This window comes from Lacipirellulaceae bacterium (assembly GCA_040218535.1).
Lineage (GTDB): Bacteria > Planctomycetota > Planctomycetia > Pirellulales > Lacipirellulaceae > Adhaeretor.
Genome location: JAVJRG010000008.1, coordinates 342,380 through 358,759, shown reverse-complemented (window position 1 = coordinate 358,759; position 16,380 = coordinate 342,380). Strand labels below are relative to the sequence as shown.

Here is a 16,380-nt window from a genome sequence, read left to right as displayed (position 1 = left end):
GCGACTTAACGGGCAGGAGTGCACGCTCTACGTTGTTAGTACTTGCCATTGGTCCCAAACATTTCAAGCTTCGAACGGCGCGGTCGCATGCGAACGCTGTGATCAGGCAACCCCGTCGAACGATGGAACTCGTCAGGGGTTCGCCTGGATGGCATGAAGTCGTTGGTTGCTTTGCTCCATTCATCAAGGGCTGCAGCTAAGCGATCTCGGACGCTCTCGTAGGCAGGGTCGTCCATGCGGTTGTCCAGTTCGCCTGGATCTCGCTCTAGGTCGTAAAGTTCCCATTTCGGTCTAGGAGCGTCGAAACAAGTCTGTTGATGGGGCTTCAGCTTGCCTTCCGAATGAAGCTTCTGCATCGCCAGCCAACTTAAGCCGCGGCCTGCGTCGGCAGAGGGAGTGGGAGCAAGATCGACGTAGTCGTTTCGAATGAGCTTGAACTGATGGGTGACGACGCAGCGTGCATGATCTTCGTAGTCGTGCCAGTGATCCTCGCCGAAAGCAAATTCTCGGTGAGGAAGTTCGGGGTGAGAAAGCACTTTGGCAAAGCTCTCGCCTTCTACCATGAGTGAAGCGTCTTCGGTCGACCCGGCCAGTTCGAGGAACGTCGGAGCCAAGTCCACGGCACTAACCAGCGCGTTGGTTGTTGAAGTCGGCTTCACGCGTGCCGGCCAGCGAACGATCCACGGCGTGCGGATGCCTCCATCGTAGAGCGTCGTTTTGTCACGTGGGAAAGGTCGTCCGTTGTCGGTAATGAAGAGGACGAGCGTGTTGTCGGCCACGCCTTGGTCTTCCAATTTCTTCATGACTTTACCAACATACTTGTCGAGGCGTCCGATCTCGTCGTAGTAACTGCGCAGGTCTTCACGGACATCGGGGACGTCGGGCAAGTGCGGCGGCACAATGACGTCCTCAAGTTTATGCGGCGGGTCGAGCGTTCCTTCCTCGTAAGACCGGTGTGGGTCGAGCGCTGCCAGCCACATGAAGAAGGGCTTGTCTTTCGGACGATCATCCAGGGCGCGTTCCCAGTTTTCGCAACCACTCGGCTTCTTGGCGACCATCTTGCCGGGCTTGTTGTCGTCACCGGTCGGTAAGACAAAGCCAGCCATCGAAGCGTCATAGATTCGATCGAAATGATCCCTCACGGCATCACCCAAATGCCACTTCCCGGCTGAAGCACAATAGTAGCCTTGATGCTTTAGCTCTTGGACAAAGGTGCGTGTCCCCTCAGGCAGCGGCCAGTGGAGTTGTTCCGCTCCTGTGTTGTGAGGATATTTTCCTGTGATCAGGCTTGATCGCGAGGGACTGCAAGAACTGGTCGTGAGATACGCATGCTTGAAGAGCAAACCCTCGGCCGCCAGCCGGTCGATGTTCGGCGTGCGAATTGCCGGATGGCCGTAAGCGCCGCAATCGTTCCAGTTCATATCGTCGGCGATGATCAGAACGATATTTGGCTGGATGCTTCGTTTCGCGGCAGCATCATCGCCAACGACGAACTTCGGAACTACGGAACTGACCGATAGCGCGGCTAGGCAAAACAAAAGTCGATGTTTCATAATAGTTCTCAACGAGCCCACAAGACACAGGCGATGATAAGAAAACTCAGCGCGGCCCAATCACGATTGGTCCAACGATCGCTGCGTGCATTGAAACGAAAATAATTCAGCAGGGCCCCTGTTGGGCAGCCGTAATGGCAATAGGCCATCGGCACAAACAACGAAGCGACGAGGCCAACAATGGCGACAACAATCGTCGCTGTGCCAGCAATCTTCCAGACATAAGCATCGAAGGGTTCGATATCAACAAGACTGAAACCGATTGCGGTCATTCCCACCAAGAGACACCACAGCAGAAGCAAAGCTGGCAAGAGCTTCAGGACCACTTTCAGCTTGGCGGGTAATTTCACTTGGCGAAATCCACGTCTCTTGAGTAACTCTTGTGCTGCACCGTGCGGACAGAGATGTGAGCAATAGAGGTTCCGTTTCGTCGTGATCGGCAAGATGAAGGCGGCAACTGCGAGCAAGGCCAAACCAATGGCTGATCGCCAGGGAACGCCATTCTGAGCCCAACCAACGAGCATCGCTTGTGAGACTAGATTACCGGCAATTAGCCCGAGATAGACGATCAGAAATATCTGAAAACCAATCCGCAGCTTTCGATTTGCTCGCAGGGAGGTCAGACCGATTGCCATCCCCAAGGCTATGGTAAGAGCCGTGCCATAGTCGTGAAGAGAGGGCGACTGTCGCCAAGTGGGCTGAGCATCGGCCCCGCCACCAGGTTGTTCTCGATGCTTAGCGGCAGCGATCAGTCCCTCTGCCACGGCCATGCTCGTCATGGTTGCCCCCGAGACGCCCTCAACGCCCGCCTCTTCCAAATTGAGTTCTGCCAATTCCACGCGAGTTCGTCCAAGAAACGCCTTGGGGAATTTGCGATCCTCGCGCACGTAGTCCACGTAAGGCTGGTTATCGTAGGACTTGCGAATCGCCAGCCCGATGACTTTTCCTTCCGTGCTTAATCCGATCAACGAATCGCTAGGTCCTTGATAGCCGATAATGTTCTCTGCCGCATCAGCCGTACGCAAGACGGTTCCCAAAGTGTCACCGTGGTCGTTTTTGACTTCCCAAACTCTGGAAGCCTCATCGACACTAACGCTGATCGCTTCTGGGAAGAACGGGCGAACATCCTTGACGGAAAGTGGCTCGGGAAACTTCAACGAACGTTGCCCTCCACCCAGACGCTTGATGATCGCCTGTCGAATGGCAAGGGCCGTCAGCGTTGCCCCCGAGACACTGTCCACTTCAGTGGACTGGGCTGCCTCTTCCCGCGTCATGCCATTAAACGATTTCAGAAAGTGTTCGTCGTTCTTTACCTGATTAACGTGGTCGCGGGTGTCTTGACTGGAGAGGATCGATACATCACAGATCTTGCCTTCAGCATCAAACGCAACTAGGGCGTTGGTTGGGCCAGAGAATCCGATAATGTCGTCGCCCTCTGGCGAGGTCTCAAAAAACCGTCCCACGATCTCGCCGTTCTCATCCAAAATGACAGAGTGTAGGCTACTTCCTTCGGCATCCGCAGCAACCATAACGCCCTGAGGGAAATACTCTTGCAGATGATCGAGGGGTATCGCCGCCTCACCGGCGACATTCTCCATGTGTCGCTGATGCCGGTCATGGATCAGCCAGATGATCGCGATGAAAATCGCTACCCGCGTTGCATGCAGCACGTATTTTCGAAGCGGAGAGCCCAGATGAGCGATGCGACGAGGGTGCGAACCGGAGCTCGTCATTCTTCACTAGCCGCTGCTGCAGTCTTCCGTTCGTCGTAGGTCCGCCCCTTGGCAGGCGCGAGGGGCATCGCATCCTCAGGAACCGTGAAGTCGTCATCGAAGCTGGCTCGATACGCTTTACCGGGAAGCTTGAGTAGTTGATCCATTTCCTCCCAATGCTGTTCATAGACTTCACGAGGAGTGCAATCCCGGGCCGCACAGACCGTGGCCGCTTTGCCGACTACTTCACCCATCATGCCGCAGGTTCGCATCACACGAGTCGTACCCAGTGCCTCGTGCGTGACGCTTATGCACCGACCTGCCATGAATAGGTTCTCAATGTTGCGAGAATAAAAGCAGCGGTACGGAACGGGGTAGCCATAGGTCCGATCGATATTGCGATCGTGCACGGCAATCGAAATGAACGGGTTGTCGGGAAACTTCTTCGCGTATTCCTTCTTCGGATAGTGGAGGTCAATGCTCCACGTGCTAGGTACGCAGCCGTCCTTGAACTCGCGCTTTTCGGCAATATCTTCCTGCGTGAGAATCACATCACCGAGCAGGCGGCGCGACTCGCGCGGCCCACCGATATACGCCACCCAGGTCATGTAAGCGGTCTTGTGTTCCTCGGCCCCGTCGCCGTTCTTCATCGCGTTAAAAGCACCGAAGACGGCCCGTAGATTCCAGTCGCGGATTGCCTCGGCTTCGTTGATTGGATCTTTATCAAAGCCCCCCTCCCAGAACCATTGTCCGTGGTGGTCGCGAGGATAGGGAAAATCGTCCATCGTCAGCTGAAGGGCCCAAGGTGTCTCGGGAAAGCTCTTCTCCCCTTGAGACTCAGCCCAGGCCCACATATTGCTCATTCCCATGCGGCCTTTGGGGGTCATTTCCCAATCCGCTTTGGCAAGAAAACCAATGGTTGCGTGGCCAGTGCAATCAACAAAGTTGCGACCACTGAATTTGGTACGCTCGTTTGTCTTTGTGTTGAGCGTTGTTACCGCGGTGATTCGATTTCCTTGTGTCTGAACCTCATAGGCGTGATGATTCAGGAACAGGTCGATGTTCTCTTCAGCCCGAACGATCGACTCCTTCTTGGCGTCTTCGAACTCCTCGTAAGTGCCAGGCGATTTCTTCGCGTTTTCGCTGAACTCGTCAACGATTTCGCCAACACGGGGATATCTTCCGCGACGTACTAACCCTTGTGACCAAACCCGGACTTCACTTGAGCCGTTGCCACCCAGCACGGGGCGGTTCTGGATCAGTGCTACTTTGCAACCCAAACGGGCAGCCGAGATCGCGGCCCCCATCCCCGAATAACCGCCACCGACGACGACTAAATCATAACCGTCTTTTTCCTGCGGCTCGGCGGGAAGCTCTAGTTGCTGCTGACGCCAATCGGAAAGGATCTTCGAGTCCTCGGGGGGAGCCTCATTGCCCTTGGTGAAGAAGATTGCGTCACAGCGACCGTCGAAACCGGTCAGATCGTTTAGAGCAATCGTCGCCGAGGTGTCGGTTATTTCAACTTCACCGCCAGATTCCCAGTGCCAATCTTTACCTTGAGCGCCGAACGTGTGTTCAAGTGGCTGACCATTGACCACCAATTGAAACCTTCCAGGCGCACCCGGCGCGTTCCACTTGGCAACCCAATCTTTTGTTCTGACGAAAACTCGATACTTTCCAGCACTGGGAAACTCGACCTTCGTCGCAGCATTCTCGACAGGCTGACCTAGTCCGTGAGCCAACAGATAGGGCGAACCCATCACGTTGATGAACTGAGTATCAAGCTTCCAGCCGCCATGCTTCTCGAAGCCTTCTGCTTCAACCAGCAGAGAATCTTCCGCGGCATGAGCCACGGACGCGTGCGCGACCGTAGAGACTAGTATCAGAACGCAACTAAGGAGTCTCTGTGCTAAAGGCGACACGGATTTTCTCATGGGGATTCAAGCTAACGGGTAAGCGACGCACGAAAAACGATTCACTATTTGGTCACTTTCAAGACATAAGCATACTCTGAAGGCTTTTCCGTAGGCAACTCGATGGAAAGCCCAGACTCGTCGCGGCTCCACTTCAGTTTGGCATCAGACCCCAAGAGAACGATCTCCGCGATCTCCTCGGGATAGTGTTCGCTGCCTTTGGCCAGCGTCTTCACAGTGACTTTGTTGTCCTCAGGCCAAGCGAGCCCCGTGACATAGAGGATGTCGTCACGCGTGGTAAAGCGAAGGTCTTCAGCCGTGAAAGGCTTGTCCTTCGACTCTGAGACATGTCCCGTCGAGACGCCGGTTGGCCCTTCACCAAAAGTCTTCCAGTAGGTGGTGTCGTAGATCGACTCGCCGTTGATCTTCAGCCAGTCACCGATAGCGCGGAGGATCGCTTGATCTTCCTCGGGGATCGTCCCGTCGGGACGTGGGCCGACGTTGAGAAGCAAGCAACCGTTCTTGCTGACGATGTCGACCAGATCGTTGATCAATCGCCCCGGCTTCTTATAGCGTTGGTTCTCCGTATAACCCCAGGAACTGGCGCTCACCGCCGTGTCGGTCTGCCAGAACGGCTTACGAATCTCGGCCATCTTCGACCGCTCTTTATCCAGCACAGCGGCCGTCTCGGGGAAAGCGCCCCATTTGTAATTGATAATGCCAAGCCCGTCGGCTTGTTTCGAAGACTGGTTGTAGTAGTACGCTGCAAACTTCTGCAAGTGCTCGCCGAAAGGATTGTCGTCGTAAGTCGCTTCCTGTCGGCCAGGGGTGATGCCGAAGTCGAACCAGATTACATCAGGCTGATACTTGTCAACGAGTTCACAGCTTCTAGCCAGCCAATCGTCCATGAACTGTTTGTCTTGAGGTACAAAGGTTTTCTTGTAATCCCACGCATCGTCTTCAAACAGGAAGGGCATCGGACGGCCGTACAAATCGGCGTACTGCGGATCAGCGTTGTCGAACGATTCGTCGCGGACGTAGAACATCCAATTGAACGCTCGATGGCTACTTACTCCGAACTTTAAGCCTTCCGCTCGAACTGCTTCGGAAAGCTCTTGAATCACGTCGCGTTTGGGCCCCATCTCCGTCGAGTCCCAACGTGTGTACGCACAGTCGTACATCGGAAAGCCATCGTGGTGCTCAGCGACCGGAATTACATAACGGGCGCCTGTCTCCTTGAACAGCTTGGCCCAGGCTGCGGCGTCAAACTTCTCCGCTTTGAACTGCGGGATGAAGTCTTTGTAGCCGAAGTCTTTGTGCGGTCCGTATTTTTTCAGGTGATGCTCGTAGAAATTGTCGCCACGTCGCTCGTGCTTGATATACATCTGCCTGGGATACCATTCACTACCGAAAGCGGGCACGCTGTACGCACCCCAGTGAATGAAGATTCCGAACTTGGCAGCTTTGTACCACTGAGGAATTTCGTAGCTCTCTAGGGACTTCCAGTTTGCTTCAAACGGACCTTCGCCAATTCCTGCTTCCACCTTCTCCAAAGCGGGCTCGACGAGTGGGTGAGGTTGGGTGGGGTCGTGGGGTGCTTTGCTAAAGGCCTGACCGCCGATTGCGACAGTGCAGAGTGCTACGACAACGAGCCTGGAACTCATGAATACCTCAAAAGCGTTAAAGGGAGTGATCGTTTCAGTGGGAAAGCCTATTTCAAACTCGACTTGCTCTCAGCTTCGGACGAGTTTGTTCGAAGGCTTGATGCATCGAGCGAATCGGCATCGAGATCGGCTAGAGCGAGATCAACGGCGGCTCGATGGTCCACAGCGCCGATAGCAGCGTCTTGAGATTCAGAAGCAGAGACTCCGAACAACGAATCGACAACAAGCGGTATCTGGCTGCTAAGCTGTTGTTCAGATCCAGGTGGCTCTAAGGTGCCGACAGACGTTTGCACATCGACGCGTAGAGCTGCCTGCGCAAGCCAAGCGAGCTCACTGCTATCAGCGGCAACAACAGAAGCGATTGCGAGGGGTGCTGGAGTCTCCGATGAAGCTGGGGCACTTACCTGACTTAGCGACGCCGTCGAGCCATAGCCGTCTCGCCATGAGGAAATGTCTTCTCCGTCATACGGTTCCCCATAGCTACGCTGCATAGCAAGGAACTGGAAGCCATCGGCAGGCGAATCGGCCACGCCGTAGTGGTTTCGCCAGTCAACCAAATCATTGCTGTTGTAAGGGCTCGGGTACCCCCGCTGCCAAGTAAGGAAGTCGAATCCGTCGACGTCGTCGTCGGTGTCAAAGTCGCCCGGTCCGGGCAACACGGGGGCCGCTTCAATCAGAAGTTCCGGCGGAGCCGCTCCTTCGCTGGAACTAAACCAGACGTCATTGCCGCCGGAGGCCAATTGCAAGACGAAGGTCACTTGTCCGTCGCCATTCACGGCATCGGTGACGTCAAACTCAAGCGTCTGGCCAATGCTGTGCGAGCCACTGACGGTATCCAGAGCGACACCGGCTGTCGGCTTATTGGCATTGGTAATCGTCGTTTCTGTCCAAGAGTTGTGACTGCCAAGGTAAGCGGTAACTCCGCCAGAACCCGCGTCGCCGTTCACTTGTAGACGCAAGGTCGCATTGGTGACCTCGTTCCCACCCAAGCCAGAAACATCGAACTTCAGATAACTCGTTCGATTACGCGAGGCATTCTCAACTTTGAGAAAACCATCATTGAATGGGTTATTGTTCTCGAGATAGGCATCATCGATCGCGTTGAAGCTAAGCGGTTCGACCACAGTTTGCACGGCCACGGCGACATCTTCACTTGTGATATTCTCGCCATCGTCGGCGGTCAGGCGAAGGACGTAGTTTCCGTCGGCACTGAACTCAGCGGTGACGTCTTCCGCATTGGGATCGTCAAAGGTAACGGTTCCAGGACCTGATAGCTTCGTCCACTGCAAAATCGGTGGAGAATTCGTCCGCCCGTCATCAGTCACGGTCGCTTCAATCTCGAAGGTCCGCTCGGCAACTTCTTCTCCGCCCGACTGAGAGGACTCGGGATTGGTTAAGCTCTGAGCCGTGCCGGTGGCAACGCTCGCGTGACGGAACATAATGCGATCGACGCTAAAGAACTTTGAGCGGCCCGACACAACCAGCGTGTACTCCTCACCCGCTTGGAAATCGTAAACTGCGACCCGCTTATTGTCGTGCCCGCCGGGATCGAGGCGATTGCCCGAGTTCCAAGAAAAACTATTCGCTGTGCCGCCGAAGAACTTCGTGTCGCTCATCAACATGCTTAGCGGAGCATCGTCACCGTGAGTATTGCCGGCATTGGGGCCTGCCCCGTAGTTACCCTCCACCCGAACGTAAGCGTCGTTGCTGTGATCGCTGGGCTGACCGTTGGTGGTGTCGCGAGCGGCTCGCAAGTGCAGGTAGTATAAACCGGGCTGATTGATCTTAAACTTGAACTCCAACGGCGAGTTCGGCGGGCCACTGGCGGTGCCATTCCCTGTAAATTGCAGGTACCCGTCTCCCGTAAAATTCGCGTACGCAGTCTGCGGCTGCCAGAGTCCCAACGGCGAGGTGGTGTTCTCCATCTCCATAATTACCAACCCGCCTGATTCCTGGTAAACCCCATCGCTGGGATTCTCAGTTACCACCTGCGTGACGCTATCGATCGTCACGTCTGGGGCCGTATTCGTCGGCGGTGCTGTGGTGAACTGGAAGTAGTCGAGTTCAAACAGCGAACCTTCAAGCTCGACTCGTAGAACCTTGCCATCAGCCTCGGCAAGCGTGATCCCTGGAATCGACAGATCAGCCCACTGAGTGAAACCGCCCGTGGATTGCAAATTGAAGGTCGCCAGCTCGGTGAAGTTCTCTCCGTCTGGCCCGTCACCTAATAGTAGTCGGACGGTGCCTGCGTTATTGACGATCGAAGAGTAACGCACCGTCGCGTAGTAGGTCCCCGCGGTAATGTCAGCCGTGTACTCCAGCCACTCGCCATCATCAATCCAGCCGATTCGTTCTCCCACTGCCCCCGTGGCAGGCCCCGCATCAACACTTCCCCCGCGAGCATGGTTGCCAAATCCGGTGGCCGTTGTGTCGTGATAGGCTTTGCCTTCGCCGCCCTCATCGTAATCCTCGAACTGGATAATTGTTCCATCGGCAACCTGATGAGGCGTGCCGCCAAAGGGACCTTGATCGACGATCAAAGGCTTGCGAACGAGTACGACCCAGTCTTGTCCCGTCGTGTCCGGTGCTTGCCCGACGTTCTGGGAAGTGCCACCGGCTACAGTCGTGACCGAGCCGTTCTGCAGGTCGCCCCCGTTGCGTGGGTCGAACCACTTCACCTCGAATTGCCCACTTGCACCAGCCAAGTCAATGTTCGTTGTGCCGCCGTTCTTCAGGTAAGCAACGTAAACTTCGCCCGGCTCATAGAAGCCGTAGTCGTTCGAAGCCGTGCTAATCGAGTTATCATTCTGCATTCGCCAGAACGGGATCTCGTTGTCGTAGAAGAAATCTAGCGAGTAGCGTGTGTAGTCCCACCAATCGTCCCGGCTGCGAAAGTCTTCGAGAGTGAGGTCGGAATGAGCGTGACCGTACCCAAAGTACCACTCGTTGCCGTAGCCACCGCCCATGAGGGTTCCCCAGAGGGCGTTCTTGCGACCATCCTCATGGCTATTTCCAGCGTCGTTATCGGGACGTAAAGCAGCTTGAGCATCACCCGGCTCATCCACTGCAATCGCCCACGGCTTGCCAGCAGCAGCTGAATCGTTCACCCACTTCACCGTGTCCGCATGCACTTGCGTGAAGCTGGAGTTGCTCGTCTGGAGTGACGCACCCGTGAGCTTCGACGCGTTGCCCAACAGCGGATCGTAAACCGCATCCTTCTGCCCCGGGAACGTGTGAATCACGATGTGGTGGTTGTACGGATCGTTGTCGTAGAAGAACTGCGCGAAATCCTTCCGCTGCTGCGTCGTGTTCGTGTTCTCTTCGCCCAGGTTCCAGTTCAACGCCAAGTGATGGCTGAACCGGGCGATCAACTCGCGATAGTACAGCCGTCGCTGATTGCCTAACGCACCGCCATCGAGTAGCTGGTCGTTCTCGGTCTCCTGCGTTTTGAAGTGCAGGAAGAAACCTTGCTGCGTGGCGTGTTCGAAGACGATTTCCCATTGGTCCAGCTTCGACACATCCATGCGCGTGCGGTCCGCAGCAGCTTTCGAGATGTAAGGGAAGACGTTCTTGTCGTCCCCCTCAATGTTCATCGGCAGGAATGAGAACGCGTTAAGCCCCTCAGAAGCCAAGTAATTGACCGCCCCGATCAGTTCGGTTCCCTTTCCACCATCCCAGGAAGGATCGCCCGGATTCCAGTCGCCCGCATGGGCAGCGTACGACTTGCGGCGGCCCCCTTCGTTCGTGGTGTTGTCGAAATCCTCGTAGGCGAGCAGATTCTCCGGGGCGTCGGGCCCTTGCTTCAAGAAGTACTCACCGTTGCCGGCGAATTTCAGATACCGCTCACCCACGTATTCGAGTCGACCTTTACCACGCAGATCGCGACCGGTTTTGTCCGTCGCAGCAACGGCAAAAGCTCCGCCGGCGCCGTCGAAGAAACCGCCACTGGCACCGGCTAGCGGATTGGTGCTCACGGCAACGTTCGTCCCCGAGCGGAACGACGCGGTATACGTCCAATCGCCAATTTCGCTGGGTGCGAAGTGAACTCGCCACACATTGCCCGAACTGGCACCCGTGTTGGCCGCGTTTCCATCACCCCCAAAATACCCGGGCACCACGTATTGTTCGCCTGAATCAGCGTGCGTAAAAGTGACATCCATCCGGTAGTTCAAGAACGGATTGTTGGTGGCTGTCTCGCTGGTGGTCGGTCCTTCGAAGTCGAGCGTGACCTTGTGCCACTGCTTTAACTCGCCAGTGATGACGGCTCCGCCGGTTTCCGGCACCACATTCACAGTGACGGTATCGGTGTCCGTGTTCGCCTCGTTGTCGGTCACCATCAGTTGAAACTGATAAACACCCTCAACCAAGTTGCTTGCCGTAAGGTCTTCAGTATTCGCCCCGGCGAGTTGCGACGTACTGGGTCCGCTCAGCTGGGACCAAGCGTAAGTAGAGATCGAACCGTTGTCGGTCGCGGAACCGTCAAGAATCACACTATTCGCAGGCAGCAGCACGACACGATCCGGCCCGGCGTTGGCAATCGGTTGGCCGGTGTCTGGCAGTGTCGTGCAAAGGTGCGACTGCGGAATGATTATTTCGCTCTGACCAGGACCGGAGAACAAAAGCCGCATGTCCGACGTGCCGGCCTGCTGGAAATATTCCAACCGAATTGGATGCCAGCCCGCGTCGAGCGTAATGGCCCCATCATCGCGCGTGCTGGTGTGCGTGGTCCAGTTGTCGATGATTTGAGTATCGTCCACCCACAGCCTGACGCCATCGTTGCTGAACGTCGTGAACTGCCACTGGCCGCCCGTGTCGACCTGCACCCAACCGGTCCAACGAATGGAGTAGATGTCGTCGCCGGTGACCATGCCCGACGCATTAACCCCCAGCGCATCGTTGCCAAAGTCGACCGTCGCATCGGTCCGCATCCCGGCAGGTTGGTCAAGGTCTTGACCGTTGAAGTACTCACCAACCAACCCATCCCCGGCAAGCATCTGCCGCGGCTCAAGCTGCTCTAAACGAAGTTGCGTAGAGAGGTTCGCCGACTGATGAGATCGGGCGGCGTGCTTCATGCGAAGGAAAGACATAGATCGAGACATGCAAAAGAGTAGAAGGGGAGCCGAGTGGCTACTGACTGGGATTTGCTCTGTTCCGTATGCGGCTGAGCCCCGCACTCAGAGCTACTCATGCATTGTATACAATTTTTGGGCCCTTGTGTGAACTAATGTCGTGATTCTCACTACTAGGCCTTAGTGTCTCAGGAGCGGGTGAATATTGCCCTATAGCTTCATCTCGAAAACATAATTCGAACCAACAATCTGGCTATTGTGTCGCTATTTAGCACTGCTCGAATTTATCACCCAAGCAAGAAGGCGTAGTTGTGACGACACCTGAGATCTACCCGATGCCATCTTTTACCAAGTTGTCGGTGCATGACATAAGTGCATCAACACTGTGGTATCGCGACAAGCTTGCTTTCGAGATGATCTTCGAAATGCCTGGGCCTGCAGGCGTTCCGGTTCTGTCACATTTGCGCTGGGCTAAGTATGCCGATCTCTTGTTGCTACCCGAAGGAAAGTCTGGAAAGGAACGCAAGGGAGTAGGCGTTTCACTAAACTTTGCAATGGGTAATCGTTCCATTGACAAATTTGCAGAAAAGGCGATCTCCAAAGGGGTTGTCAATTTCACGGGCCCCAGAGATCAGCCCTGGAATGCCCGCGAGTTTTCCTTGCAGGACCCAGATGGTTACAGCCTCACCTTCTTCCAACCGATCAACATGAAATTGTCCTTTGACGAAGTCGTCAATAATCTCGATTAATCATTGGCTACAACTTGACGGCTCATAAATCACCTTCGTTACTCTACTTCTTCGCCACCAAACTCACGCCAACCACCGCCACCGCCATCCCCGCAAAGTGCTGCGGCGAGGAGGGCTCGCTGAGCACAGAAATCGCGAGCAGCATGGTCAGCACCGGCCCAACGCAGCCAATGACCGTCGTGCGGGTCGCTCCGATGCGGACGATGGCTTCGTTGATCATGAAGCTCGGCAGCACGGTACAAACGAAGGCGAGAACAAGCCCGTACAGGTAGACCACCGATTGAGCTTCGAACAGTTCGCTGGCTTCGCATGTCGCGAGGTAGTGCACGACCACGAAAAACGTCGAGCCAATCATCGCTAGGCAGGTGAATTGCAAGCTGCCGATCCGCTGCATCGCCGGCTTGGCGAACAGGATGTAGAGCGAGTAGCTCAGGGCCGACCCTAGAACTAAGAGCACGCCCGTGCCGACCTGTGATCCGCCGTCGAGCGTTTTCTCCTGTCCGTACATCAATAAGACTCCGACGTAGCAGAGCACAATCGCGGCGATAATCCGTGGTCCGATTCGTTCTCCCAAGAACAACCAAGCCAACACCGCGACCATCGCCGGATAAGTAAACAGCGTTAGGCGTTCTAACTGCGCCGAGATCAGCTCAAGTCCCGAAAGATCGAGGAACGAGGCTAGGTAATAACCCAAAAAACCAAGACCAAGGGCCTTCATCACCTGAGATCGAGACAACGTCGGACAGTTCGAAGCAGACCTCAAACGCCACAGCACGATTGCATAGAACGGCAACGAGAAAAGCATCCTCACCGTCAGTAACAGCGTCGGTCCCGCACCGGCAGCAAACGCGAGCTTGATAAAAATCGACTTTAGAGCAAACAGAAAAGTGCCGATAATGGCAAGCACGACGCCTGAGCTGAATTGAGAGCCAGCTATTTCTTCGTCTTGATCGGCTCTTGTAACAACTTCAGAAGTAGAAACCGACATCAATAGTCCTGGCACAGGGTCTACGCGAATGGCACGCATTGCCAGAATGACACGGCAGAATCGGGAAGGTTCAATCCAGCATCAACTGCATAAACACCGAGGTTAGCCAGCGGTCGAACTTGTAGCCGATATCAACGAATCGCCCGTGTTCAACGAAACCGAACTTCTGATGGAGCGCGAGGCTACCCGTCTGTTCGCTGTCGATCGCCGCGATGATCGTTTTCAGATTCAATTTTCGCGCACGCTCGATCTGGTCTGCCAAGAGCTGGCTGCCGATGCCTTGTCGGACATGATCGGGATGCACGTAAACCGAGTTCTCGACCGTCTGTCGATAAGCGGGGCGTGAACGGAAGGTGCTCAAGGCTCCCCAACCGACAACCTCGCCGTTCCGATAAGCCACCGTCACCGGGTGAATCTCTTCTCGACCTGCGAACCACTCCTGGCGGCGCTCCAGCGACCAGGGTTCAAGATCGTAGGTGGTCGTCGAAGTGGAGGGGTACTCATTGTAGATCGCATTAATCGACGCCAGATCGTCAACCGTAGCCAGGCGAATTGTCAGGGGAGAACTCATCGAATTGTACTGACGTCGGAACCGATCGGAACTGATTGCAGAGCTTCGGAGCCGCAGGGCGTAAACCCTCGGTTTGCCCTGTCATGCACGACTGACATCATAACCGCCAGCGGGGTTCGCCTCACGGGGTAGCAGTCCAGGGCGGATAATAGTGTGGAGATAATCGTCACAATGCAAACGACCGCACCCAAATACTTTCACGACAGTCTCGCTGAGGTAGCTGTGCGTAGTAGAGTTTCAGGGTGCCCGATTCCCATGCGGGTTGGGCATCTTTTCTCGAAATCACGACCCGATGCAGCGCGGCACGAGTGCCGCGGCGAAATGACTATGGCCACCCTTGCCCCAACGATTGCTGAAAACGAAACGCCTGCCCCGATAGAGGCGGCCAGCGAGCCCAATGAAGTGATGCTCGCTAATGGGCAACTCTGCGATTTGAGTCCGCTTGCCCCCGAGCAACTGAAAGAGCTGCAGTGGGAGCAAGAGCAGAAGTTCGCCAGTGCGATCCTTGCCTATCCCAAAGGCTCCAACGAGCGAGCCCTCGTTACCGGCCAAGCCTACAACACGGTCTGCTCAATCTTAGCGGCAATGCAGGAGGGGGAAGAGCCGCTCGAGATGGGCATGGACCAGCGCTATATTCGCTTGGTCCTCAATCTCTTGGAACGCCAATACCAACGAGGCATCGCTAGGCCTTCGTTGTTTGAAGTCGGCTATGGCTGCGGCAAGCTGCTCGAAGAGGTCCGCGGTCAGGGCTACAACATCAGCGGCATCGAAGTCTCTTCGACGATGCGCGATCAAGCCGTCGAGGTCCTCGGGCAACGGCAAGAGGAGAATCTTCTGCTGGGTGATCTCTTACAAGTCGATGAAGAGTCACTCAAGATTCGACCAACGGCCATCTATTGGAACGATGTCTTCGAGCACATCGCTCCTGACGAAATCAGTGATTATCTCAACAAACTCTACGAGCTGCTCGCCCCCGGCGGCACGCTGGTCACGATTACCCCCAACTGGCTGCTGCGTCCTTCGGATGTCACCGGCGATTTCTGCCCGCTGAGAACCGAAGCCCGCGGCTTGCACTTGAAAGAATATCGCCTCGCGGAGGTCGTCATGCTACTCAAGCAAGCCGGCTTCCGCAGCATCGGCACGCCGTTAGTTTCGATTCCTGGACGACTGATCACCTGTGGCGGAGGAGGGCGACTTGCCAAGCAGCTTCTCGAACCGATGATCGAAAAGCTACCTGTAAAACTCGCTCACTTGCTGTGTCGTGGGTTCGCAATGTCGATCACCCTAGCACGCAAGTAGCGTCTACCACCTAACTTTGAGCCGTGAGGCGTCAGCCCACGGGTAGTCCGCCAGATGAGTATACGTTACTAGCCAAGTCGGATTCCCTGATAAACCGACACCTCCGACCCCTTAGCCCAAAACGCAGACGCAGGCTGCTCGCTTAGGGCTTCAGCAAACTCATCGCCATAGAGGTGAGCGTAGTCTCCCTCAAACTTCGCAAAACTAGCCGGCGAAACGCGCCACGTGGGGTGATCCACACGGTACTCTTTCGTCGTACCATTCGGCTGAGCGGAGTAGCCCCAATAATGCTCGGCGATAAACTGGGGCTGCGATCCTTCTTCCGGCACGATCGGTTCGTCGCTCGATTGCAGGGTCATTAAGTAGGGCTTTCCACGCCAGTCCCAACGGTACGTTGCCTTCTCGGGAGGTGAGCTTTCTTTACTCGGGCTGATTGCGTAGCTCATCTTCGTCGACCAGTACTTTTCTGCGTAAAGCTTACGTGCGACGAAGGCAATCGCCCAGCGAGGAACCAGTTCGCGCACGAAAACAACACCTCGCCGCCAACCCTCGGGACCTTTTCGTCGAACGTAGAAACGAAGATTCACTTCCTCAAAGTTGATGTGCCAGGGGATCGGCATTCCAAAGATGCGCGTGTTGAGGAACAGGAAACCGACCATCGAGACATAGGTCTTACCCTCCCAGAAGTCGATCTCGGTCCCCGCCGGGGCAAGTGGCTCGACGACCTTCGGATCGATCTCGTAGTTGATCATCGCCAAGTGCCGCCACTCGGCTCGCAACACGGGCTTGCCGTCCGGTTTGGGCAACTGGTTGGAAGGGAGAGAACGAGGCTCGGCTGAAACGTTGCTCATGGTTATCAACA

General features: G+C 55.6%; 10 protein-coding genes. 2 read left to right on the top strand and 8 right to left on the bottom strand.

What is annotated here, in order from left to right:
• Positions 1–35: 35 nt before the first annotated feature.
• Genes RIB44_10925 through RIB44_10905 form a run of 5 tightly spaced genes read right to left on the bottom strand, consistent with a single transcriptional unit; the run spans position 36 to position 11,929 of the window.
• A complete protein-coding gene (locus RIB44_10925; GenBank protein MEQ8617097.1) occupies positions 36–1,553 on the bottom strand; it encodes a sulfatase in 1,518 nt (505 codons plus the stop codon).
• An 8-nt stretch (positions 1,554–1,561) separates the two neighbouring features.
• Positions 1,562–3,286 carry an FMN-binding protein gene (locus tag RIB44_10920; GenBank protein ID MEQ8617096.1) on the bottom strand — a complete coding sequence of 575 codons (1,725 nt, stop codon included), beginning with the start codon at positions 3,284–3,286 and terminating at the stop codon, positions 1,562–1,564.
• Complete coding sequence (locus RIB44_10915) at positions 3,283–5,199, bottom strand: FAD-dependent oxidoreductase (GenBank protein MEQ8617095.1); 1,917 nt, start codon at positions 5,197–5,199, stop codon at positions 3,283–3,285. The genes RIB44_10920 and RIB44_10915 overlap by 4 nt, the downstream gene beginning before the upstream one ends.
• A 44-nt stretch (positions 5,200–5,243) precedes the next feature.
• Positions 5,244–6,842: an alpha-L-fucosidase gene (locus tag RIB44_10910; protein MEQ8617094.1), complete on the bottom strand. Its 1,599-nt coding sequence runs from the start codon at positions 6,840–6,842 to the stop codon at positions 5,244–5,246.
• A 47-nt stretch (positions 6,843–6,889) separates the two neighbouring features.
• Complete coding sequence (locus RIB44_10905) at positions 6,890–11,929, bottom strand: DUF5060 domain-containing protein (GenBank protein MEQ8617093.1); 5,040 nt, start codon at positions 11,927–11,929, stop codon at positions 6,890–6,892.
• A gap of 293 nt (positions 11,930–12,222) precedes the next feature.
• On the opposite strand from RIB44_10905, the gene RIB44_10900 reads away from it, so the two are divergent.
• On the top strand, positions 12,223–12,660 hold the full coding sequence (locus RIB44_10900) for a VOC family protein (GenBank protein MEQ8617092.1): 438 nt from the start codon (positions 12,223–12,225) through the stop codon (positions 12,658–12,660).
• Positions 12,661–12,703: 43 nt separating this feature from the next.
• Here RIB44_10900 and RIB44_10895 read toward each other — a convergent pair whose 3' ends face one another.
• Positions 12,704–13,648, bottom strand: a complete 945-nt coding sequence (locus RIB44_10895) for a DMT family transporter (GenBank protein MEQ8617091.1) — start codon at positions 13,646–13,648, stop codon at positions 12,704–12,706.
• A 70-nt stretch (positions 13,649–13,718) separates the two neighbouring features.
• On the bottom strand, positions 13,719–14,219 hold the full coding sequence (locus RIB44_10890) for an N-acetyltransferase family protein (protein ID MEQ8617090.1): 501 nt from the start codon (positions 14,217–14,219) through the stop codon (positions 13,719–13,721).
• A 327-nt stretch (positions 14,220–14,546) separates the two neighbouring features.
• On the opposite strand from RIB44_10890, the gene RIB44_10885 reads away from it, so the two are divergent.
• Entirely contained in the window at positions 14,547–15,518 is a 972-nt protein-coding gene (locus RIB44_10885) for a methyltransferase domain-containing protein (GenBank protein MEQ8617089.1), read from the top strand.
• A gap of 68 nt (positions 15,519–15,586) precedes the next feature.
• On the opposite strand, the gene RIB44_10880 is transcribed toward RIB44_10885, so the two are convergent.
• Complete coding sequence (locus tag RIB44_10880) at positions 15,587–16,369, bottom strand: DUF2071 domain-containing protein (protein MEQ8617088.1); 783 nt, start codon at positions 16,367–16,369, stop codon at positions 15,587–15,589.
• Positions 16,370–16,380 lie beyond the last annotated feature (11 nt).

Coding starts and splice junctions, on each gene's coding strand:
- RIB44_10925 (MEQ8617097.1), bottom strand. CDS start 1,553: ATGAAACATCGACTTTTGTTTTGCCTAGCCGCGCTATCGGTCAGTTCC.
- RIB44_10920 (MEQ8617096.1), bottom strand. CDS start 3,286: ATGACGAGCTCCGGTTCGCACCCTCGTCGCATCGCTCATCTGGGCTCT.
- RIB44_10915 (MEQ8617095.1), bottom strand. CDS start 5,199: ATGAGAAAATCCGTGTCGCCTTTAGCACAGAGACTCCTTAGTTGCGTT.
- RIB44_10910 (MEQ8617094.1), bottom strand. CDS start 6,842: ATGAGTTCCAGGCTCGTTGTCGTAGCACTCTGCACTGTCGCAATCGGC.
- RIB44_10905 (MEQ8617093.1), bottom strand. CDS start 11,929: ATGTCTTTCCTTCGCATGAAGCACGCCGCCCGATCTCATCAGTCGGCG.
- RIB44_10895 (MEQ8617091.1), bottom strand. CDS start 13,648: ATGTCGGTTTCTACTTCTGAAGTTGTTACAAGAGCCGATCAAGACGAA.
- RIB44_10890 (MEQ8617090.1), bottom strand. CDS start 14,219: ATGAGTTCTCCCCTGACAATTCGCCTGGCTACGGTTGACGATCTGGCG.
- RIB44_10885 (MEQ8617089.1), top strand. CDS start 14,547: ATGGCCACCCTTGCCCCAACGATTGCTGAAAACGAAACGCCTGCCCCG.
- RIB44_10880 (MEQ8617088.1), bottom strand. CDS start 16,369: ATGAGCAACGTTTCAGCCGAGCCTCGTTCTCTCCCTTCCAACCAGTTG.